27 protein-coding genes and 2 pseudogenes are annotated in these 18,043 nt (G+C 42.2%); 25 read left to right on the top strand and 4 right to left on the bottom strand.

Features of this window, described 5'->3' with window-relative positions; all coding sequences use genetic code 11:
* Positions 1 to 7: 7 nt before the first annotated feature.
* The 16 genes from ACJJJA_RS17180 to ACJJJA_RS17105 all read left to right on the top strand — a co-directional run bounded on the left by ACJJJA_RS17180 (position 8) and on the right by ACJJJA_RS17105 (position 9,526).
* Entirely contained in the window at positions 8 to 403 is a 396-nt protein-coding gene (locus tag ACJJJA_RS17180; protein WP_444902860.1) for a hypothetical protein, read from the top strand.
* 72 nt (positions 404 to 475) lie between these two features.
* Positions 476 to 1,659, top strand: a protein-coding gene (locus ACJJJA_RS17175; RefSeq protein WP_444902689.1) for an IS3 family transposase whose coding sequence is annotated in 2 segments (ribosomal slippage) — positions 476 to 758 and positions 758 to 1,659 — 1,185 coding nt in all. Because the reading frame shifts where the segments join, the coding sequence is not laid out codon by codon here.
* 91 nt (positions 1,660 to 1,750) lie between these two features.
* Positions 1,751 to 2,275 carry a hypothetical protein gene (locus ACJJJA_RS17170; RefSeq protein WP_444902859.1) on the top strand — a complete coding sequence of 175 codons (525 nt, stop codon included), beginning with the start codon at positions 1,751 to 1,753 and terminating at the stop codon, positions 2,273 to 2,275.
* A gap of 111 nt (positions 2,276 to 2,386) precedes the next feature.
* A complete protein-coding gene (locus ACJJJA_RS17165; protein WP_444902858.1) occupies positions 2,387 to 2,581 on the top strand; it encodes a hypothetical protein in 195 nt (64 codons plus the stop codon).
* Between the two features lie 250 nt (positions 2,582 to 2,831).
* Positions 2,832 to 3,128 (top strand): hypothetical protein, encoded by a 297-nt coding sequence (locus ACJJJA_RS17160; protein ID WP_444902857.1) that lies wholly within the window; start codon positions 2,832 to 2,834, stop codon positions 3,126 to 3,128.
* Positions 3,129 to 3,226: 98 nt separating this feature from the next.
* Positions 3,227 to 3,502 (top strand): hypothetical protein, encoded by a 276-nt coding sequence (locus tag ACJJJA_RS17155; RefSeq protein ID WP_444902856.1) that lies wholly within the window; start codon positions 3,227 to 3,229, stop codon positions 3,500 to 3,502.
* 87 nt (positions 3,503 to 3,589) lie between these two features.
* Positions 3,590 to 4,120, top strand: a complete 531-nt coding sequence (locus tag ACJJJA_RS17150; protein ID WP_444902855.1) for a hypothetical protein — start codon at positions 3,590 to 3,592, stop codon at positions 4,118 to 4,120.
* Between the two features lie 78 nt (positions 4,121 to 4,198).
* Positions 4,199 to 4,561: a hypothetical protein gene (locus ACJJJA_RS17145; RefSeq protein WP_444902854.1), complete on the top strand. Its 363-nt coding sequence runs from the start codon at positions 4,199 to 4,201 to the stop codon at positions 4,559 to 4,561.
* Positions 4,562 to 4,658: 97 nt separating this feature from the next.
* On the top strand, positions 4,659 to 5,012 hold the full coding sequence (locus ACJJJA_RS17140) for a transposase (RefSeq protein ID WP_252085131.1): 354 nt from the start codon (positions 4,659 to 4,661) through the stop codon (positions 5,010 to 5,012).
* Positions 4,964 to 5,851 (top strand): IS3 family transposase, encoded by an 888-nt coding sequence (locus ACJJJA_RS17135; RefSeq protein WP_444902853.1) that lies wholly within the window; start codon positions 4,964 to 4,966, stop codon positions 5,849 to 5,851. Before ACJJJA_RS17140 ends, ACJJJA_RS17135 begins: the two co-directional genes overlap by 49 nt.
* Positions 5,852 to 5,950: 99 nt before the next feature.
* A complete protein-coding gene (locus ACJJJA_RS17130; protein ID WP_444902852.1) occupies positions 5,951 to 6,403 on the top strand; it encodes a hypothetical protein in 453 nt (150 codons plus the stop codon).
* 122 nt (positions 6,404 to 6,525) lie between these two features.
* Positions 6,526 to 6,825: a hypothetical protein gene (locus ACJJJA_RS17125; RefSeq protein ID WP_444902851.1), complete on the top strand. Its 300-nt coding sequence runs from the start codon at positions 6,526 to 6,528 to the stop codon at positions 6,823 to 6,825.
* 183 nt (positions 6,826 to 7,008) lie between these two features.
* Positions 7,009 to 7,407 carry a VOC family protein gene (locus ACJJJA_RS17120; protein WP_444902850.1) on the top strand — a complete coding sequence of 133 codons (399 nt, stop codon included), beginning with the start codon at positions 7,009 to 7,011 and terminating at the stop codon, positions 7,405 to 7,407.
* 68 nt (positions 7,408 to 7,475) lie between these two features.
* Complete coding sequence (locus ACJJJA_RS17115) at positions 7,476 to 7,712, top strand: hypothetical protein (protein ID WP_444900144.1); 237 nt, start codon at positions 7,476 to 7,478, stop codon at positions 7,710 to 7,712.
* 193 nt (positions 7,713 to 7,905) lie between these two features.
* Positions 7,906 to 8,205 (top strand): hypothetical protein, encoded by a 300-nt coding sequence (locus ACJJJA_RS17110; RefSeq protein ID WP_444900145.1) that lies wholly within the window; start codon positions 7,906 to 7,908, stop codon positions 8,203 to 8,205.
* Positions 8,206 to 8,719: 514 nt separating this feature from the next.
* The gene (locus ACJJJA_RS17105) at positions 8,720 to 9,526 is read left to right on the top strand and encodes an amidohydrolase family protein (protein WP_444886884.1); all 807 of its coding nucleotides are present in this window, start codon (positions 8,720 to 8,722) and stop codon (positions 9,524 to 9,526) included.
* A gap of 47 nt (positions 9,527 to 9,573) precedes the next feature.
* On the opposite strand, the pseudogene ACJJJA_RS17100 reads toward ACJJJA_RS17105, so the two are convergent.
* The 3 genes and pseudogenes from ACJJJA_RS17100 to ACJJJA_RS17090 form a co-directional block, all read right to left on the bottom strand.
* Positions 9,574 to 9,699, bottom strand: a pseudogene (locus tag ACJJJA_RS17100) (IS110 family transposase); the annotation flags it as partial.
* 13 nt (positions 9,700 to 9,712) lie between these two features.
* On the bottom strand, positions 9,713 to 10,036 hold the full coding sequence (locus ACJJJA_RS17095) for a hypothetical protein (protein ID WP_444886883.1): 324 nt from the start codon (positions 10,034 to 10,036) through the stop codon (positions 9,713 to 9,715).
* 66 nt (positions 10,037 to 10,102) lie between these two features.
* Positions 10,103 to 10,261, bottom strand: coding sequence for a hypothetical protein (locus ACJJJA_RS17090; RefSeq protein ID WP_444902849.1), 159 nt, complete (start codon positions 10,259 to 10,261; stop codon positions 10,103 to 10,105).
* 325 nt (positions 10,262 to 10,586) lie between these two features.
* Between ACJJJA_RS17090 and ACJJJA_RS17085 the strand changes: the two genes are divergently transcribed.
* The 8 genes and pseudogenes from ACJJJA_RS17085 to ACJJJA_RS17050 all read left to right on the top strand — a co-directional run bounded on the left by ACJJJA_RS17085 (position 10,587) and on the right by ACJJJA_RS17050 (position 16,417).
* Entirely contained in the window at positions 10,587 to 11,030 is a 444-nt protein-coding gene (locus tag ACJJJA_RS17085; RefSeq protein ID WP_444902848.1) for a hypothetical protein, read from the top strand.
* An 81-nt stretch (positions 11,031 to 11,111) separates the two neighbouring features.
* Positions 11,112 to 11,423, top strand: coding sequence for a hypothetical protein (locus tag ACJJJA_RS17080; RefSeq protein WP_444886880.1), 312 nt, complete (start codon positions 11,112 to 11,114; stop codon positions 11,421 to 11,423).
* Entirely contained in the window at positions 11,416 to 12,078 is a 663-nt protein-coding gene (locus tag ACJJJA_RS17075; RefSeq protein ID WP_444902847.1) for a hypothetical protein, read from the top strand. The genes ACJJJA_RS17080 and ACJJJA_RS17075 overlap by 8 nt, the downstream gene beginning before the upstream one ends.
* 91 nt (positions 12,079 to 12,169) lie before the next feature.
* A complete protein-coding gene (locus ACJJJA_RS17070; protein WP_444902846.1) occupies positions 12,170 to 12,451 on the top strand; it encodes a transposase in 282 nt (93 codons plus the stop codon).
* Positions 12,452 to 12,638: 187 nt separating this feature from the next.
* Positions 12,639 to 13,361: pseudogene (locus tag ACJJJA_RS17065) on the top strand (IS3 family transposase); the annotation flags it as partial.
* 94 nt (positions 13,362 to 13,455) lie between these two features.
* Positions 13,456 to 14,013, top strand: coding sequence for a hypothetical protein (locus ACJJJA_RS17060; protein ID WP_444886877.1), 558 nt, complete (start codon positions 13,456 to 13,458; stop codon positions 14,011 to 14,013).
* 478 nt (positions 14,014 to 14,491) lie between these two features.
* Entirely contained in the window at positions 14,492 to 14,743 is a 252-nt protein-coding gene (locus tag ACJJJA_RS17055) for an IS3 family transposase (RefSeq protein WP_444886876.1), read from the top strand.
* A 438-nt stretch (positions 14,744 to 15,181) separates the two neighbouring features.
* Positions 15,182 to 16,417 (top strand): hypothetical protein, encoded by a 1,236-nt coding sequence (locus ACJJJA_RS17050; RefSeq protein ID WP_444886875.1) that lies wholly within the window; start codon positions 15,182 to 15,184, stop codon positions 16,415 to 16,417.
* Between the two features lie 443 nt (positions 16,418 to 16,860).
* On the opposite strand, the gene ACJJJA_RS17045 is transcribed toward ACJJJA_RS17050, so the two are convergent.
* Complete coding sequence (locus ACJJJA_RS17045) at positions 16,861 to 17,469, bottom strand: tRNA-uridine aminocarboxypropyltransferase (protein WP_444902845.1); 609 nt, start codon at positions 17,467 to 17,469, stop codon at positions 16,861 to 16,863.
* Between the two features lie 28 nt (positions 17,470 to 17,497).
* Between ACJJJA_RS17045 and ACJJJA_RS17040 the strand changes: the two genes are divergently transcribed.
* The gene (locus tag ACJJJA_RS17040) at positions 17,498 to 17,932 is read left to right on the top strand and encodes a GNAT family N-acetyltransferase (RefSeq protein ID WP_444902844.1); all 435 of its coding nucleotides are present in this window, start codon (positions 17,498 to 17,500) and stop codon (positions 17,930 to 17,932) included.
* Positions 17,933 to 18,043: the final 111 nt, after the last annotated feature.

Here is an 18,043-nt window from a genome sequence, read left to right as displayed (position 1 = left end):
ACTTTCTATGAGTATCGAAGATTTACGTCAGATTAGGAATAAGAATGTAGCCCAACAAAATGAGCTCACATACCTTGAAATGAAAGAGTGCGCGGACTCATTCGGCAGGGTGTCTTGGCTACCTGAAGTTTTAGCGACACATGGGCATACTAAGGATTCTGGTATTTTGATAAGTTTGAGTGATGTGCCTGATCAAGGGGGTACGCTATGGATCGGCTCCTGGCTGGCAACAAATAAGACTTTCTATGAGTTCGAAGTTCTTACTAATCGAGAAGCAACGAAAATCATTGAGGTTGAGTCGTGGTTAGAAGTGGCGCCGGAAATCTCAGCGCATGAAAAAGGTATAGGTAAAACTCCAGCCTGTATAACATTGGAGTTATTATCAGAGTATGGACAAAGTTAACAAGTCCAAGCAGCAGCGCACTGATCTTGCCCCGTTTTAACGGACACCAAAGTCAAACAGACGAGGGGTCTTATGCCGAAATACAACAAACCTAGAAAGACTTGGCAGTATTCAAACGAATTCAAAGTGAAAGCGGTAATGCTTAGCTTGATAGAGGGTGTTCAAGTTAAGGAAGTGGCCGAAACTCTCGACATTCACCCTTGCATGCTGTCACGATGGCGAAAAGAGTTTCAGGAGGGGAAGATTGTGGCAGATAAACGAAGAAAGCTTACTGGTGTAGTCTCTAAAGCAGAGAAAGAACTTTCTAGGGTAAAGCGTTTAGAGGCGGAGAATCGTAAATTAAAGCAGGAGCTTGATTTGTTAAAAAAGTGGCAACGGTTTCTTGCGGAGGAACATCAGCAAGATATCGATTTATCCAGAGGTTCGGATCAGAACTAGGTATCAAAAGAACTTGTCAGTGGCTGGGAGTATCGCGCAGTGGTTATTATGATTGGCTGAAGAGGCAGCGATCGCACCGAAAACACCAAGATGATGATCTAAAGATTCAGATTCAAAAGATTTCGGATGACTCTGCAGGGCGCTATGGTAGTCCAAGAATTTGGAAAGCCCTGCTGACCAAGGGATATGAAGTTAGCCGTAAGCGCGTAGCCCGGCTGATGCAAGAATTAGGAGTCGTAGCCAGAGTTACGAGAGTGACACGTAGGGCACCAGGCATAAAGCGTTTCCTAGCCTCTGGGGAGAATCTTAGACCGGATGGAGCTGTGCCTAAAAGCAAGAATCAAGTTTGGGTTGCTGACATAACCTACCTAAAGGTTAATGGTCAATGGCAGTACTTGTCAGTGGTGATGGATTTGTATTCTCGCCGAGTAATCGGTTGGAGTTTAGATACGAAAAGAACAACAGAATTAACCCGAAGAACCCTGATGAATGCTGTAAGGAAAAGAGGATCACAACCGGGATTAATATTACACACGGACAGAGGTGTAGAGTACAGAGGGTCCGAGTATCAAAAAGAGTTGAGAAAATATGGAATCCAGCATAGCTTGAGTAGAGCGGGTAAATGTACGGATAATGCCCATATGGAATCGTTCTTCCATAGCTTAAAAGCTGAACTGATTAGAGAAACTAGATTCCAGACAATGAGCCATCTAAAGTATGCTTTGGCTCGATATATTAATGATTTTTACAACCGTAGGCGGCTGCATTCAGCTCTAGGCTATCAATCACCAATGGAATATGAGCGAATAGCAGTATGAAAAGTAGTGTGTCCGTTTTATCGGGGCAAGATCACACACTTCGTGTGCTGGACAGCTTTTCCGCAGCTTCGCTGCTCCAAAGCTGCCGCTGTTGGCAGCGTTATGTTTTTTGAGAGGTCGTTCCATTAAAACAAATAATCTTGAAATTCATAGAGCAGAGCCTGCAGTAATTGAGTTGAATGGCTTCCTCAATGCATTAAGGTGTGTGATCGACTGTCCGAAAAGGATGTTTAGTGCAACGCTTGTCGAAAAGGATGCTGGTTTAAACTCTATTGTCGAAGACACAATAAAAAGTATTGGTGAGTTTGGAAAACTCATAGATCAAAAACAATCTGATTACAAAACTACTTATCAATTATTCATCGATCATATTTATAAGAAAATATCGGATACCAAAACTAGGGCTTTGGATAATTTAGATTGGAATCTAATAGAGTATTATGGTCTTATCTCAACATCAGACCAAGAAGATGGCCCTTGGAATAGATTTATTAGTCAAGAACATACGACTTTAAGATTTCTTGATGATGAAGGTGATGAGTACATTTTATTCTTTGTAGAATTTAGTGATTTTGTAGTGGCAACCCAATTGGGGTTAGCATGGAACGAGAAATAAACATAACCAGGGCATACACCCGACCTCCGGCAATTTGCACCTTTTTTGCGGTAGAGCTGCAAAAAAGCCTCCAATTACCTCCGGCTGATGATGCAGGCGTTAAATTTCAATATGGATACTGAGCTCCGAGAACAATTAAAAACAAACTTCAGAAAGGAAGTGTTTGAAGTGCTTGATCTAATTTCCTCAAAGGAGGAGCTGTTAGATTATCAGGCCAAGGCTCCTATTGCGTATGTTTCAGCGGAGCTATTCAATCAGTGGGAAGACTGCTATCAAATCCTCAAGGAGCAGGATTGGTACAAATAGGCCTTTACTGATTGGGAATTAAGCATTCTCCAAGAGTTCGATGAGGCTTTGGAGGCTGTTTCTAAAGATACACCGCAGAACCCTCCAGACATCCATGAATTCATAAATCCACCTGAATGGGAGCGTTTATCCAATGCCGCAAGTATCGCACTTGGCAAGCTCTCTAAAATTTAACAAGCGTATGTTGTCGGACTGGTTTTTCGCTGCGCTCCAAACCAGCCGCAAATGCGGGCGTTAAATGTACTCGAAGATGAATAGCATTGACCTAAAGCCCGCAGCAATAATGATTATTTTTTGTCTTCTATTTGGTTTGGGTATCCAGTACTTCACGGGATTCTACTGGCTAACAGCAATGTTACTGGTAATGATCGCTGTTTTGATTAATGGCTTCATCATCTTCAACGAAGATCTTGATGAAGGAGGGTTCGATCATCAGGTAGGAGTGACTGATACACCTGAAGCCAAAGCTGAACAAAGTAATGCCAATAAAATCCAAGTGGCAATAATAGTTCTATTTATCATAGGTGCAGTGTGCTCTTACATTTAACAAATCAATTAACTACGCGCCTTCGGCGCCCGACAGCTTACACTCCGCTTCGCTGCGTTTCAGCTGCGGGTTATTGAGGCGTTATGTTTCAGAGAGTCATGAATAAAGTAGCAAATATTAGTGAAGTATTTAGCTGGTTGTTTCTACTTATCTGGTTGCTATTGTCACTCAGGCAAGGCTGGGAAGGCGTGCTTTACGGCTTGCCGATGGCGTTTTATTTAGCAGCACTCTTACTATCTGTTGGCAGTGGAATGTATGAAGCTCTATCAGCGCAAAGAGAAGCATCTTACAGTGTAGTGCTGCGGCGTTTTATACCAGGTATTTTTTGTGCCATGTTCTTTGTTTGCATAATAGCTTTGGGCTTAAGCAAGTGAAAAAAATACCAAGCGTAGGTAAGAGAAAAATTTTCCGCTGCGCTCCAAATTTTCCCATGCTACGGGCGTTAAGCCACTGGAAGTATCGTGCTAGAAAGAGCTATAACAAAGAGAGAAGCTGTCAGTCTGGCCACCATGCTTGATGCTGGACTTATCTGCTACAAGCACTACATGTGTTGGGCTGATGAACGAATCTTGCTTGAAGATGAGCCAGAGTTATGGATATTGGAGCTTGCGGCAACTAAGCATACAGAGACGGCAATTGGCCATTTAAATACATATGCCTATTCAGAACCATTTGAAAGTTTTGATTCTGAAAAATGCAATGATGAATTTGTTGCCGCTCAATGGCTTCGATATAAAAGAAATGAAATATCATGGGCAACATTTCTCTTGGAGTGCGGCGATCATACTGATGGCAATTATGCGCGAGAGGACTGTGAATATTTCTACTATATGCTTAACGATATTGAAGACACGGAGTATTCCGAGAGTCTAGAAGAAAAGCAAAGTTCAGAAGTATTTAAACGATTTTCAGACATAATTCATGAAATTGAAAATAAGTATCATGAGTTTTTGCCTTATCTTGAAAAATATCGAGAAACATATGGGACTTAACAAAGTGCTGCTAGGGACAAACCTACGCTGCGCTCCGGTTTGCCCCAGAGCACGGCGTTATGTGTCAGGAGAGATAGATTGATAAAAATTGGAGATACGAAAATATCGTTTAGTGATATCGTTAAAGGATCAATCGATTGCTCGGGTACGATAAGGATCGAAAGGGAGAGTTGTTCAGTCTCTGGAAGTTTTATTTATTCCAAGAATAATAGTCCTCTAGGTGCACTTCTTAGCTTATCTTCTGTAGATGAGATTTCTTGGAAGTCAGATTGTGAGAACTTGATAGTTACAAAATGTCGCGAAAACGAAGAGTATGTTTTCAATGTCAATTTATGCATTGATTCAATTGATAAAGATGAATATTGGGAAGTTAAAGTTGTATCAGCTCCTGTTCAAAAAATTAGTGTAAACAATGACGCTATCAAACTTACGTTCAAGTAAAACACATAACCAGTGCAGGCAAAATCGCCCGCAAGCGGGCTGGACGAAACCTTCCCCCATTGAGTAGACGCCTACCTTTTGAATAGGGTAGGAAAAAATGCCGAAAATACTGAGTGAAGAGCGGGTTGTTGAATATTCAACAGAGTTTAAAGTTAGAGTGGTAGCTCTCACTAATCAACTGAAAGTAGATACGACCACTATCGCCAACATTATTGGTTTGCATCCAGTAATGGTGTATAGATGGCGACAGGAAAGTAGAGAAGGCAAGCTGGTCGAGAAGCCCAGTCGTAGAATAAGTATGGCAAAGACAACGAAAACTCAGTCTCAAACTGATGATAAAGAGATAAGACGTCTAAAAAAGCAGGTTGAGAAATTGCAAAAGGAGAATGATTTCCTAAAAAAGTGGGAAATGTACCTGAAAGATCCAAAGCTGAAAGATTCTCGTTCATAGCTCTTAATCGATCAGACTTTGGTGTCAGGTACTTATGTAGATACTTGAATGTTTCACCCCAAGGGTTTTATAAGTGGCTCAACCGTGATGAGAGCACTCGAGATATAGAAAATAGGCGAATTCTTGGGTATATCGAAGCTATCTATGCGCAGCATGATGGTAATTATGGAAGCCCAAGAATTAGCGCAGAGCTGAAAGCTAATGGTGAACGAATAAATCACAAGCGCGTTGAACGCCTTATGAGAGAGGCTGGAATCGTGGGGAAAGCTGGAAGGATCTATCGTCGACGCCCTTTGCCTGGAAATCCTTGCATTAAGGTTGAAAATTTACAAAGAGAGCATGGTATGCCGATTAAACCAGACTCTCAATGGGCTGGTGATGTAACCTATCTGAAGATCAATGGGCAATGGCAATATTTAGCTGTGATTATTGATCTTTACTCCCGGAAAGTGTTGGGTTGGGAGCTGTCGGACACTCGAACTGTTGAGCTAACACTGTCAGCGCTAAATAAAGCTGTCCGTTGCAGAAATATAGAATCAGATCTAATATTTCACAGCGACAGAGGTTCTGAGTACGGTGCTTATGCATACCAAAACCGACTCAAGGAACTGGGTATTGAGACGAGCATGAATCGTCCAGGATTTATGAATGATAATGTGTATGTAGAATCATTTTTTCAAACACTGAAAGCTGAGAGTTTCAAAGGATTTAATTTTGAATCCGTTGAGGAGCTAAGAACCAACTTATCTTGGTATCTTGATAGGTACTATAACTTTAAAAGAGGACATGGTTTACTTGGGTTCAAAAGCCCAGATGAATATGAAAGAATGGCCGCATAAGATGAATATAAGGTGGTGTCTACTTTAAGGGGGGAGGCTTCTACGCTTTGCTTCGGCTGTCCTTGCTGGCAACGTTATGTATTTTAGTTTGTGGTAATTATGAGAGAAGAATTTAAAAAAATAATCTATGAAGGGCTTAGGAAGGCCAAAGCGCGTGAATTAGATATATATACCTTTGCCTTGTATCATGACCATGAGTCGCATGTGGCAACGGTATGTATTGACACAGTTGAGTCTTCATTACGAGCTGTTATATCAAGTAATAAATTTTCAAATGAGCGATTTATGAGGGCGGTAGATAATGGAGATATAGAAGCTGCAGCATCATGGAATGCCATCAGTGGTAGGAGCTTAATGCTTGGTGATTTTGCACTTGCTAATGTATCAGAAGTAGATGTTCCTCGTAAGCCAAAGAAACCTGAGTTTTATCAAGAAATGGTTAAAGCTATCGAAGAGATGCGAGATTTAATAAAGCAACAGAGTAGCCATGGTTGTAACTTAATGTTTTGCTGCTCTACTGAGGCATCTGAGGTGGGGTTGGTTTGGTCATAAACATAACAAGCCGCTCAAGCACTATTCCGGCCGCGAAAAGCGCAGCCTCCACTGGACTCGCTACGCGTTGCTTCGCTCGCCGCTTAGCGGGGCGTTAATGGGCGCGGGTACAATCGAAAACAATGAATAACAAACTAAATATAAATACGTTGGTAATGCTTCTTGTGAGCTTGGCATTCAATTATTTTACTGCCAGCCTAATTGCAACTAACGAAGGACCTTCAGCATATGACATAGGATTTGTTTTTGGCCGTGCCATAATCAGTGTTCTAATTGCTTTTGCAATAGTAGGTATACCTCTTGCCATTTTTCGCCGCGGGAAAAAGAAATTTACTAGAGGGGCTTACATAGTCTGGTGGGTTATCTTTGTTGTGCTAAGTTTAATGGCTTTGTTTGGTAATATGTTGCCGCCGGAGGGTTAAGCCATTAACAAGTTACTCAAGTTCACTCCGGGCCTTCGGCCCTCCGCGGGACAGCTTACCTTGTGCACGTTTTGCACAGGTCGCTGCGCTCCCATTGTCGCGCAAAATGTGCACAAGGTAAGCTGCCCCTGCCGGCGGCGTTAGCTGCTCCGAATCATTTACACTCAATATCAAGGAACGATGATGAAAGATATAACCAGAATTAATCATGTAGGATTGAGGGTTAGAGATTTGGATGTCTCTCGTGAATTCTATGGCAAGCTAGGTTTTGAGTTTATAGTTGGCCCAGTAGGCCCTGAGCCAGTAGCTATAGTTGAGCATCCATCAGGAGTTAACATCAACTTGATCCTTAATGCTTCAAAGGATGCACCAAGGAAAAATGTGCTAATGGAAGGTGATATGAAATATCCAGGCTATACGCACATCGCTTTAGAAATAACAGACTATGACTCAGCCAAAAGTAACGTCGAAGCTCTGGGTTTTACTATAACAGGTGAAACCGAATACAACGGTGCTCAGTTTTTCTTTATAAGAGATCCAGATGACAATGTTATAGAGTTCCACCAACCAGCACGCAGCTAACAAAGCATTCCAGGTGACGCCTACGGCGTACCTGAATGCGGCATTAAGTGATAACGTAGTTCCAGAGTATGAGTATTGAATTCCCCAAAATTGAAAAGTACATAATAGCTAGTGATGTCGGTGGTGATAGGGATGGCATCGGCGTAGAGGTATACACCGGAAAGGATATGGTGTTGGAGGTTTTTCGTGATGACTCCAAAAAAACTAGAGAAGTCACTCTTTACAAAAAGGATCTCGATTTAGAGCTAGTAGAGCAAACTATTGCTCTATTTAAAAAGGAAATTCCATGGGATTTTCAAGATTAGCCTTAATCTCACATAACAAGGCGGTGTTGTCGCCTTCGGCTGGGACTGCCATTCCACTGGCGCTCCATGTCAGCCCCAAACCACGGCTTATGAATTCATGAGGAATACTAAATCAATACTACTTCTAGTTCTCTTGGGGCTGACCGCTTGTAGTAATAAGCCGTCCGGCGGGTTCATGTGAGGAGATTTGCCTATGGTTGTCGGTATGTTTGAAAGTTACTACGGCAATCATGTTCAAGTTGTCGGTTATATGTACAAACCACCCAGAGGCAATGTTTTAGTATTAATTCCATCAAAAGATCATGTTAATTTACAGACACGGCCTCCAGCTAACGTATTGAGTTTACTGTTATTCTCCGACACAGCAATTAGAAATGGCAGGATTCACTCCGAGATGGAAGGGTGTATTGGTAAGACTACCTATGTGTTTGGGCTAGTCGGCATTTTTTCTGGGTTACCTGCAATTGAAGAGATTCGTGAAGTGGCGTGCTAAATTCATACCAAACGCAAGCAGGATGCTCCGCCCCTTCGGGCTTCCGCGGGACGCCCAACGCAGTGCACATTTTGTGCGGATCGCTGCGCTCCCAGTTTCGCACAAAATGTGCACAGCATTGGCCGCCCCTGTTTCGGGCGTTGTGTTTTTATTGATTCTTAGCTTCAATTTTAAATTTGTGATGACTAAAGGGATTTAGTGTGAAAGAAGATATAGCCGAGTTAAAAAGTGAATTTAAGACTAAGTTATTATTCTGGAATAACATCAAAAGTAAAAAACTTAAAGTAGCCTTAATAGTTCTGTTTGTTGGCCTCGTAGGTTTGAAAATTCTTACAAGCATTTTTACGTTCGATTGGCTAGTAAGTTTTTTCAATTGATAAAACAGTGTAGTAAAACATAACAAAGCACTCAAGAACGGACAAAAAACAGTTGGCTGTTGTTCACTACGTTCATTATTTTAGCCAACAATGTTTTGCCACTTAGTGCGGCGTTAAGCAGCAAAGGAGAAAAGTAGATGATTGTTGATGCTTGGGCACAGCACCCAACATTACGGCACTCGCAAGATCCAGTCTTCAAGTCGCTACGCAGGTGGACGAAGATGCCTATGCCGACAACAGAAATCCCGATAGAGATGACTCTCGGAATGATGGATCAAGGTGGTGTGGATCGCAGTCTGATATCGGCTTGGGTTGCTCCCCGAAATGTCATGATCTCCAATGATGAAGTCGCAGGTTTCGTGGCTAAGGCACCTGACAGGTTGGTTGGCGTGGGGTCAGTGGACATCTCGAAGCCGATGGAGGCTGTTCGAGAGATCCGACGTTGCGTAAACGAACTAGGTTTCAAAGCGATTCGGGTTTTGCCCTGGATTTGGGAGGTGCCGCCGATCGATCGTCGGTTTTATCCCGTGTACACAGCATGCTGTGATCTTGGTGTTCCGTTCTGCACCCAGATTGGTCACACCGGGCCGCTCATGCCGTCGGAGGTTGGTCGACCTATCTACCTAGATCAGGTGGCCCTGGATTTTCCTGAGCTAAAAATCGTCGGTGGTCACATTGGCTATCCTTGGACAGATGAGGCTATTGCGGTGGCTACAAAGCACGAAAACGTATACATCGACACGTCAGCGTACACCGCTAAGAGATACCCACAGCCTCTAGTCGAGTTTATGCGAGGACATGGCCGCAACAAAGTTCTCTTCGGCACAAATTACCCAATGATCATGCCCGCCAAAGCGCTCGAGAATCTTCCAGAGCTGGCGTTGGGAGAAGATGTGGAGGAGCTTTTCTTGAGTGGTAACGCATGCCGAATATTCAATTTATAGTCAGAGCGGTGTGGCCTAACAAGTGACTATGGCCCTTTGTCAAATATTTAAACCGTTTTCTCATCCCAGTAAGTGTTGTTTTTTACCATTGTATTTAGGATGGTAAGTTGCTTCCTCATACATGCGATAAGGGCTACTTTCTTTGGTTTACCAGCAGCGACCAGGCGCTCATACATTGGCTTTAATTTAGGGTGGCATTGTATTGCCGACTCCTTTAGCACTTAATAAGAGATCGCGTTTTTGTCGCCACACGGCAACACTGTTAACAAGTTTATCAAGTTGCTTATCGACCCCTTCTAGCTCTTTCTTGATGTCTTTTAAGATAGCCTGAATGGGCTTGTAAACAGACTTAGGCATTCTCTTGAGACGATTCTTTTGCATTGTGCTCATTTCTAAGCACTGGTTCCTGACCGTCAGAAAATCACTGATATTTTTTAGTTTTTCTGGTTGGATTGATGACAATCTTGGCTTCATAGCTTCACCAAAATATGCGATATCAATTGCATCCAACTATCGGCAGTCCCGCTTTATGAGCAGCACAGACGAATTCTAATTCTAGTCTTCCTATGGACTATATTAATACTCTTTGAGGTTTAAGCGGTTGTAGTTGTTTAATGGCGTTTTAATACATTCTTTGTTATTGGTTACACTAAAGAACTGACCATTAGATCTCACATAAATATCGAGTTGTTTACTGCTGGTATCGATACCGACATTGATCTCTTGAGGTTCCATAAGATAAGCTATCTCCGCCTTGCTATTCGGGATCGAGGCCCACATGACTATTCGAGTTATGCCTATTGAGTGTCTGTCACGTTCATACTTGTTATCGGTCTTTATGAACCGGCACAGCAACGAACTGTGACAAGCAAGGCCTTCGGTGGCCGCCGAAGGTGGGTCTCAATTTACCCGTTAGCGAAAAGGATTTTCAACATCAGAATCGGGCAAGAACAACCATACAAGTACAAGCAGGTTGCTACGGGCCTTTGGCCCTTCGCGGGACGGCCTACGCTATGTTCCAGCCGCCCCTGTTGTAGTCGTATGGTTCATAGAGAGCAGAATGAAAAATATACTACTGGGGATCTTTGCTGTTCTTTCAACTCATAGCTTTGCGTGTGAAGAGTCTAACGCAGACATTTTTGTTCGTGATGTAAAGGTGTATCAGCATCAGGGCCAAACTTGCACATCTGTACAGATACTTCTTAATGAATATATAGAAAATAAAAATCGATATATCGATTCTGCATACTTAAATATCATTGACGCAAACCGCAAAGTAGTAGCTGAAATCGCTCTGGAGTTGGAGCGCCCCGGTTTCGGTAATGTACTTGTGTCTATGTGCGTTTCAGAGGAGTACATAGAAAACTCAAGGCTGTTTCTAAATGTAAAGCCGAGGCCCTTGGTAAAATTGAAAGGCAATGGGACAATTTCTACCGGCAGCCCTTTGTGTCTCGAAACACAGGAATTATTACTTTCCAAGCTTGTAAGTCACGATGGTGAGTAGGTCCGTGCCAATTAACCATAACAATCACAGGCAGGGAAGCTCCGGCCCTTCGGGCCTCCGCGGGACGTTAAGTGTAAGCGCATGAAACTAGTACTCTTCTTAGCAATATTAATTTCGGCTTCAGTAGTAACACATAGTAAAGAAGTCGAGATAACTGTTTCAAATTGTGGCCCTCTAGCAAGAGGTGAGCTTGGAGTCGTATTCAGAACTGGTCCACAAGGGAAGGGGCAGGTGTTCTTTGTAAAGGGTAAGGCAGCTGAAGTGTGCCCAAAAGTAATTCAAGCAATTTTAGTTAGAGGTACAGAATCTAGCTACTGTGATTACATTAAGTCTAATGAGCCTGAATGTAAGAAGATAAGAATCTTGGATATTACAGAGGTTGTCAGTGAATAAATACTTTACAAAGCCACGCAAAATCACTGCGAAAAGTGCGGCTGGAGCTAGCTACCGCTGGGACTTTGTTGGCGGCGTTATGCCTCATGCAACAAAAAAGAAACTCATGAGTAAGTACGAAAAATCCATTAAATTATTTGGTGATTATTCTTTTGAGTCAAAATTTGACGAGGATGATGAAGATAACGATTTCTTGTATATGTACTTCTATTCGAAAAAATTCTCTAGACTAATGGCCGAACTTTTTGGAGAAGAGAATTCTCCATTCTGGGGCTACCTCCCAAGGAAGCTTAGGGAAGATCAGGAGGGATGTCTGGCGTTTGCCTCCCCTATGATCGAGGAAAGTAATAATGAAAGTGGGGAAGTGTTTATTAATGCGGGGGAAGAAATCGATGCTGAAGAGTATTTTAATATTGTCCACTCTATCGATACACCCGACAAGCTGCTCGCACACCTATTTAAGTTTGATAAAAATATGGTGGCGGTAATAGAGAGGTATTGGGTGTTTCTATATCTCTGTTGTGAGTCTGGTCTAACGGAAGTTTCTAGGATGTTAACTGATGCAGAGATCCAGTATCGTAATCACTGGGGTACGGCGAAAGAGCTTGATGAAGGCATAGTAAAGCAGTTTATTGAGGCATATGAAAAGATATAACAAATCAATCAATGGCGCCCTGCGAGGCTGGACCTCCTCTGAAACCTTTCCCCATTGAGTAGAAGCCTACCTTTTGAATAGGGTAGGGAAAATGCCGAAAATACTGAGTGAAGAGCGGGTTATTGAATATTCAACAGGGTTCAAAATTAGAGTGGTAGCCCTCACTAATCACCTGAAAGTAGATACGACTACTATCGCCAACATTATTGGTTTGCATCCAGTAATGGTGTATAGATGGCGACAGGAAAGTAGAGAAGGCAAGCTGGTCGAGAAACCCAGTCGTAGAATAAGTATGACAAAGATAACGAAAACTCAGTCTCAAACTGATGATAAAGAGATAGAACGTCTTAAAAAGCAGGTTGAGAAGTTGTAAAGGGAGAATGATTTCCTAAAAAAGTGGGAAATGTACCTGAAAGATCCAAAGCCGAAAGATTCTCGTTCATAGCTCTTAATCGATCAGACCGTGGTGTCAGGTACTTATGTAGATACTTGAATGTTTCACCCCAAGGGTTTTATAAGTGGCTCAACCGCGATGAGAGCACTCGAGACATAGAAAAAGGCGAATTCTAGCGTGTATCGAAACTATCTATGCGCAGCATGATGGTAATTATGGAAGTCCAAGAATTAGCGCAGAGCTGAAAGCTAATGCTGAACGAATAAATCACAAACGCGTTGAGCGCCTTATGAGTGAGGCTGGAATCGTGGGGAAAGCTGGAAGGATCTATCGTCAACGCCCTTTGCCTGGAAATCCTTGCACTAAGGTTGAAAATTTACAAAGAGAGCATGGTATGTCGAGTAAACCAGACTCTCAATGGGCTGGTGATGTAACCTATCTGAAGATCAATGGGCAATGGCAATATTTAGCTGTGATTATTGATCTTTACTCCCGAAAAGTGTTGGGTTGGGAGCTGTCGGATACTCGAACTGTTGAGCTAACACTGTCAGCGCTAAAAAAAGCTATTCGTCGTAGAAATATAGAATCAGATCTAATGTTTCACAGCGACCGAGGTTCTGAGTACGGTGCTTATGCATACCAAAACCGACTCAAAGAACTGGGTATTGAGCCGAGCATGAACCGTCCAAGATTTATGAATGATAATGTGTATGTAGAATCATTTTTTCAAACACTGAAAACTGAGAGTTTTAAAGGATTTAATTTTGAGTTTGTTGAGGAGCTAAGAACTAACTTAGCTTGGTATCTTGATAGGTACTATAACTTTAAAAGAAGACATGGTTCACTTGGGGTCAAAAGCCCAGATGAATATGAAAGAATGGCGGCATAAGATGAATATAAGGCGGCGTCTACTTTAAAGGGGGAGGCTTCCGACGGCCTACAGGCCGCCGCTGTGCCAAGCGTTATGTACAGTGAGAAATTCTATGTACGAATCTCTACCAAATAGGAATTTATCAGAAGCCGGTGAGCTGTCTCAGGCTTTTAGTAAGCTTGGATTGTCGAGTTTTCACGAGGCGTGCGAGTATGTATGGAAATTACCTTACGGTAGAACGAGCGATAGAGCTAATTGGAGGCTTATTTTAACCGAAGGTCAGGGCGCATGCAGTACAAAGCACGCTTTATTAAAGGAGCTAGCCGATGAATTGGAAGTCAGTGTTGATTTGGTTGTTGGTATTTACCCCATGACTGAAGCCAATACTCCTGGTGTTGGTAATGTCTTGACTGAATATGGCTTTGAGTTTATTCCAGAGGCTCATTGCTATCTTAGCTATCAAGGTGTTAGGGTGGATCTGACACGATACGGAATTGAAGCCGATGAAGTGATAAACGACTTCTTCTCTGAGAAAGTCATCGAACCAAATGGAATTGGTGAGGAAAAGCAGGAATTTCACAAAGAATACATTCGAAATAAATATGGTGAATCTGAATTTGAAGAGATTTGGAAGGCCAGGGAAGAGTGTATTACGGCAATTAGCACATAACCAGCAAAGGCAGCGGACGCCGCAAGCGTCACCTCGCTGCTTTGGGCGTTATGCATAAAAATGAGCTATCGAAGACAACAAATTGAAGAGCTGAATTTGGTTGAGCGCTGAAGACGCCCAGAATGCATATGACTTTGCGTTGAAGTACAGCATTATGGATCGACATGGTCTGGATGCTGACACAGTATCTTCTATTGATAGATCAGAAGTTGAGAGTTCGAAACTTTCTCCCATTGGGTAGAGGCCAGCCTACTTAAGTGTTACTTCGACGTGAACCATTTAAATTGCAGCTGGATCAGTGATATAGCATATTACTGAATGCGGGAGCGGTGGTTATACCTTGTAGTAGTTATAGATCGACGTATTGAAGGTTGAGATTCGATTCTTAGATAACCGATGAACTGATCTGTCCAGCGTTGAAGATGGTTCTAGAGCGACGATAAACAAAATCTGGACTAATTTTTATTCTGTTAAAAAGATGCATTATCGGGAGCAGAAATACCAGGACCCCTTGTCCGAAAGAAAGTGTAAACCGAGCATGAGCCATCAGGCTAATTGTTGGGATAATATGGCAGTGGAATCATTCTTTAGTAGGCTGAAAGTCGAGATGGTCTATGTTTGGGTGCTCAAAAGTGAAAAGCAAGCGAAATCCGAAGTGTTTGGATATATCGAGATTTTAATTATAGGGTTCTTATGTGCTCAGCATCGGAGCTTCTGTAAAACCGTGTAGATTGCTATTACCCCCCCTGTTGTTTTAAGTTTGCGTAGTTGTATATTAAGTATTTTACTGTTGAAGTTGCTAGCAGTTTAGCTATAAACAGGTTTGTCGATATTCCTCAATTATATTTACGAGGAGAGTCAAATATTTTTGGTCAAATAATATATCTGACTATTTGATATCTTTTAGATTATTGCTGTGAGAGCTTGTGCTCTGTTAGGGGGGGAGCTTGTATGGGTGAATGCTCTAAAGCGTATATTTGAAATTATTGCGGATGGCAGTTGAGGGGCTGCCCTTCCTTTCTGAGGATGTCTTAACCTTTTATAGGTATCTAAGCATATGTCCTGCAAGAAATGTAGGGGCAATACGATGCATGATGCTCTGTTTCGATATCTTTGGATTGGCTTTTGGTGGAGATCCAGTTTTCTTGTAACTTTTAAGGACCATAAATTGAAAAATTTAGAAGCCTCGAGAAAGCCCGAGTTGCATTTAGCTATAGATGGCCAAAATTGGACTGTGCATCTAACAAAGATGCCATTCTTTAAATCTGATACTAAGTATGCTTTTTATCTGTTAAAAAATGGGGTTAGAGTAGCTCATTGTAGGTATGGCAGGCAGCTTACAGCAAAGTTTGAAAATGATGGCGCAGCTGGTCATTATCATGCTAGAGCTTTTATTAAAAGTGTGTCCGAAGGTGATGTTTCTCCGACTATAAATATAGTCGATTCACCTCGAGTCTCTCAGATTGGGTCGCCTTATGATTTGAAAAAATGGAATTTTTTACCTATTACTGAACTTAATTTTAATTGTGGTTGGGGGTTTTCTGCTATAAAAGATGGTATTTACCATTTTATTGAGGGAGGTAGAACCTTAGATGTTCAGATCTTTGGGATGGAAAATGCGCTATCTAAAAAAGAGATCCTTGTCTGCTTTCGTGGAGCTATTTCCAAGCGGGAATATAGGTCGGCACCATTTTTTCCTGGCATCGGAATTGCAAAACAGTTAGGAGTTCCCGTTGTTTCTATTTCAGATCCTTCGCTAGCCCGCTCCCATTCGCTCACTTTGGGTTGGTATGCTGGACACGAAGGGTTTACAGATGTTCCTTTTCGCATAGCAAATTTGTTGGACTCTTTAGTATTACAACTTAACTGCCGCTTGGTTGTTTTTGGGGGGTCCGGTGGTGGATTTGCCTCTCTGCTTGTTCTGAGTTTGCTCAAAACAGATAAAGTTTCTGCGTTTGTCTGGAATCCTCAAACGTCTATTTCAAGATATACTTTATATCTCGTTGAGTGTTATTTAGATATTTCTTTTCCGTCTATTTCTTCCAAGCTAAACATACGAGAACGCCTTGATCTAAGTGGTGTAGTCCATGATGTTCTACACTGTGCAGAATCACTAATGTCTCAGCGTTCGATTCTCTATGTACAAAATAAAACTGATTGGCATGTTGAGTCACATGCAAAGCCATTTATTGAGAAAGCTGCGTTTATGAAAAAAGCTTCAGAAGAAGTATTTTCTTGTCAGGCTAATTTTTCATACTTTCTGGGAGGTTGGGGGAAAGGGCATGTAGCACCGCCGCGAGAAATTATCTTATCTGCATTAAAGGGGCTTCTTTCAGGAGATAGTCCGTTGGTAGTGGCGTTAAGAATTGAACAAGAAATTAAAGATTTAACACTGAAAGTGTAAAGTTAAGCAGATGCCTTATTGGTAACTTCAGAGTAGAAGCTATTCCATAATTTTTTTGACGTAATTTGTATGAATACAATATGGAAAACACGAGCTAATAGGGAAATGCTGTTCGCCCCTAACAACCAAACAGCAGTAATCTCCTCGCTATGCAAAAGTTCGCTCAACTTTTCAGTGTTAGGGATAACTTCTGTGTTACTTCTATCCTGTTTTGGGCTTCTTTCCTATTTTTCCAGCATAGACAGTTGAGGTTAATTCTATGAGTTATCAGGCTACCTCAAAAAGAACCAGAGTCCGCTACTTTGTTATATACTAAGTGATAGATCTTTGTGTTCTTATACATAGCATTAAATGATTGGCGTAATAACTAAGATATCCCCGCATTTAATAGATATCTTATTTATATAGCTAGATTTCGTACGGTGCGCCATTAGCTTGGTTAATCAGCCAGGTTCAAATGCAAAACTCTTCTTTTGCAGCTCAACCATTTTCTCAAATGGCGCTAACAATTTTAAAAAACTGTTATTCCCCTCAAGCAATTGCATTGCCATGGCGATACTTTCAATTGTCGATAGCCCGTCCGCTACAGAGGTCTTTCGAATTGTATAATTTGATTTTAGGCCCCCACCAAGATTGATCCGTGGAAGTTTTTGCAATTGGGGGTTGAGGTGGAGAATTTTTTTGGATTTCTTCCAGGTCGCATCTAGCACGATCAGCTGTTTAACAGGTGCTTGTTTACTTGAAGTTTTATCAGATTGGTGATTATTAGAGTTCAGCTCGCCACTGTCAGGTAACCATTCCAGGGATGGGTAGAGTAGGGCGGAGGGGGTGCAGAGTAAGGCATCTAGCTGATGGGTTGATAGGCTCTCGGCTATCATCATTTCGCTGTTACTCAGGCATAGATGTGCCATACGGCCCGTATTAAATGGGTGCTTCTCTTCCCCCGGGTGCTGTATGATCACTACTTTAATGGTACTTGTTAAGCTCACCAATGCACTGCAATAGCAAACATTGGGTGGGCGCAGGCAAGTATTGCAGGTTTCTCTGGGCATTTTTCGACTACTGAGTACAGGCAGATTTATGGGAGTTACGCAGCCTTCTTATAAGGTTCAATGGCTGGCAGATATTGAGATTCCGCTAGCGAACAAATTCTATCGCATGCATGGATTTCGTGGCAAAGCTAAGCGGCACGAAGATTGTGCAGTTGTGCGTAGCGAACGGGGTGAGGTGATCGGCTGTGGCTACCTGCGTAGGTATGAATCTTTTAAATTACTTGCAGGGGTTGCGGTGGCCCCTGAGTACCAGGGGCGGGGGGGCGCGCGTTTATTGCTAGCACTCCTGGCTAAGAGGTTTGATAGGAATACCTATACCTTTCCCTATATCCACTTAGAGTCTTTTTATTTGTCGCTGGGCTTTGAGGTAGTGGAGGCCGAATTGCTGCCAACCCCTGTAGCTGAACTGTATAGTAGCTACCTGAATCAAGGGCGCTCCATATCAGCAATGGGTTATCGATAGCTGTTTTTTTGGTTTATATTTCTCTAAATGATTGAGTGCAGAGTATATATACCCTTTTGTGCGATTTAATTGAAATTTTATAACTTTCCTCACAATCAGATAATAAACTGG

Source organism: Microbulbifer mixtoriginis (SeqCode) (genome assembly GCF_052466865.1).
The sequence above is the reverse complement of the archived record's forward strand: the minus strand, read 5'-3'. Positions and strand labels throughout refer to the sequence as shown.

Bases quoted from the DNA above. Each gene is read 5' to 3' on its own strand.
- ACJJJA_RS17180 (WP_444902860.1), top strand. From the start codon at position 8: ATGAGTATCGAAGATTTACGTCAGATTAGGAATAAGAATGTAGCCCAA.
- ACJJJA_RS17165 (WP_444902858.1), top strand. From the start codon at position 2,387: ATGGATACTGAGCTCCGAGAACAATTAAAAACAAACTTCAGAAAGGAA.
- ACJJJA_RS17160 (WP_444902857.1), top strand. From the start codon at position 2,832: ATGAATAGCATTGACCTAAAGCCCGCAGCAATAATGATTATTTTTTGT.
- ACJJJA_RS17155 (WP_444902856.1), top strand. From the start codon at position 3,227: ATGAATAAAGTAGCAAATATTAGTGAAGTATTTAGCTGGTTGTTTCTA.
- ACJJJA_RS17140 (WP_252085131.1), top strand. From the start codon at position 4,659: ATGCCGAAAATACTGAGTGAAGAGCGGGTTGTTGAATATTCAACAGAG.
- ACJJJA_RS17130 (WP_444902852.1), top strand. From the start codon at position 5,951: ATGAGAGAAGAATTTAAAAAAATAATCTATGAAGGGCTTAGGAAGGCC.
- ACJJJA_RS17125 (WP_444902851.1), top strand. From the start codon at position 6,526: ATGAATAACAAACTAAATATAAATACGTTGGTAATGCTTCTTGTGAGC.
- ACJJJA_RS17120 (WP_444902850.1), top strand. From the start codon at position 7,009: ATGAAAGATATAACCAGAATTAATCATGTAGGATTGAGGGTTAGAGAT.
- ACJJJA_RS17115 (WP_444900144.1), top strand. From the start codon at position 7,476: ATGAGTATTGAATTCCCCAAAATTGAAAAGTACATAATAGCTAGTGAT.
- ACJJJA_RS17110 (WP_444900145.1), top strand. From the start codon at position 7,906: ATGGTTGTCGGTATGTTTGAAAGTTACTACGGCAATCATGTTCAAGTT.
- ACJJJA_RS17105 (WP_444886884.1), top strand. From the start codon at position 8,720: ATGATTGTTGATGCTTGGGCACAGCACCCAACATTACGGCACTCGCAA.
- ACJJJA_RS17090 (WP_444902849.1), bottom strand. From the start codon at position 10,261: ATGGAACCTCAAGAGATCAATGTCGGTATCGATACCAGCAGTAAACAA.
- ACJJJA_RS17085 (WP_444902848.1), top strand. From the start codon at position 10,587: ATGAAAAATATACTACTGGGGATCTTTGCTGTTCTTTCAACTCATAGC.
- ACJJJA_RS17080 (WP_444886880.1), top strand. From the start codon at position 11,112: ATGAAACTAGTACTCTTCTTAGCAATATTAATTTCGGCTTCAGTAGTA.
- ACJJJA_RS17070 (WP_444902846.1), top strand. From the start codon at position 12,170: ATGCCGAAAATACTGAGTGAAGAGCGGGTTATTGAATATTCAACAGGG.
- ACJJJA_RS17060 (WP_444886877.1), top strand. From the start codon at position 13,456: ATGTACGAATCTCTACCAAATAGGAATTTATCAGAAGCCGGTGAGCTG.
- ACJJJA_RS17055 (WP_444886876.1), top strand. From the start codon at position 14,492: ATGCATTATCGGGAGCAGAAATACCAGGACCCCTTGTCCGAAAGAAAG.
- ACJJJA_RS17045 (WP_444902845.1), bottom strand. From the start codon at position 17,469: ATGCCCAGAGAAACCTGCAATACTTGCCTGCGCCCACCCAATGTTTGC.
- ACJJJA_RS17040 (WP_444902844.1), top strand. From the start codon at position 17,498: ATGGGAGTTACGCAGCCTTCTTATAAGGTTCAATGGCTGGCAGATATT.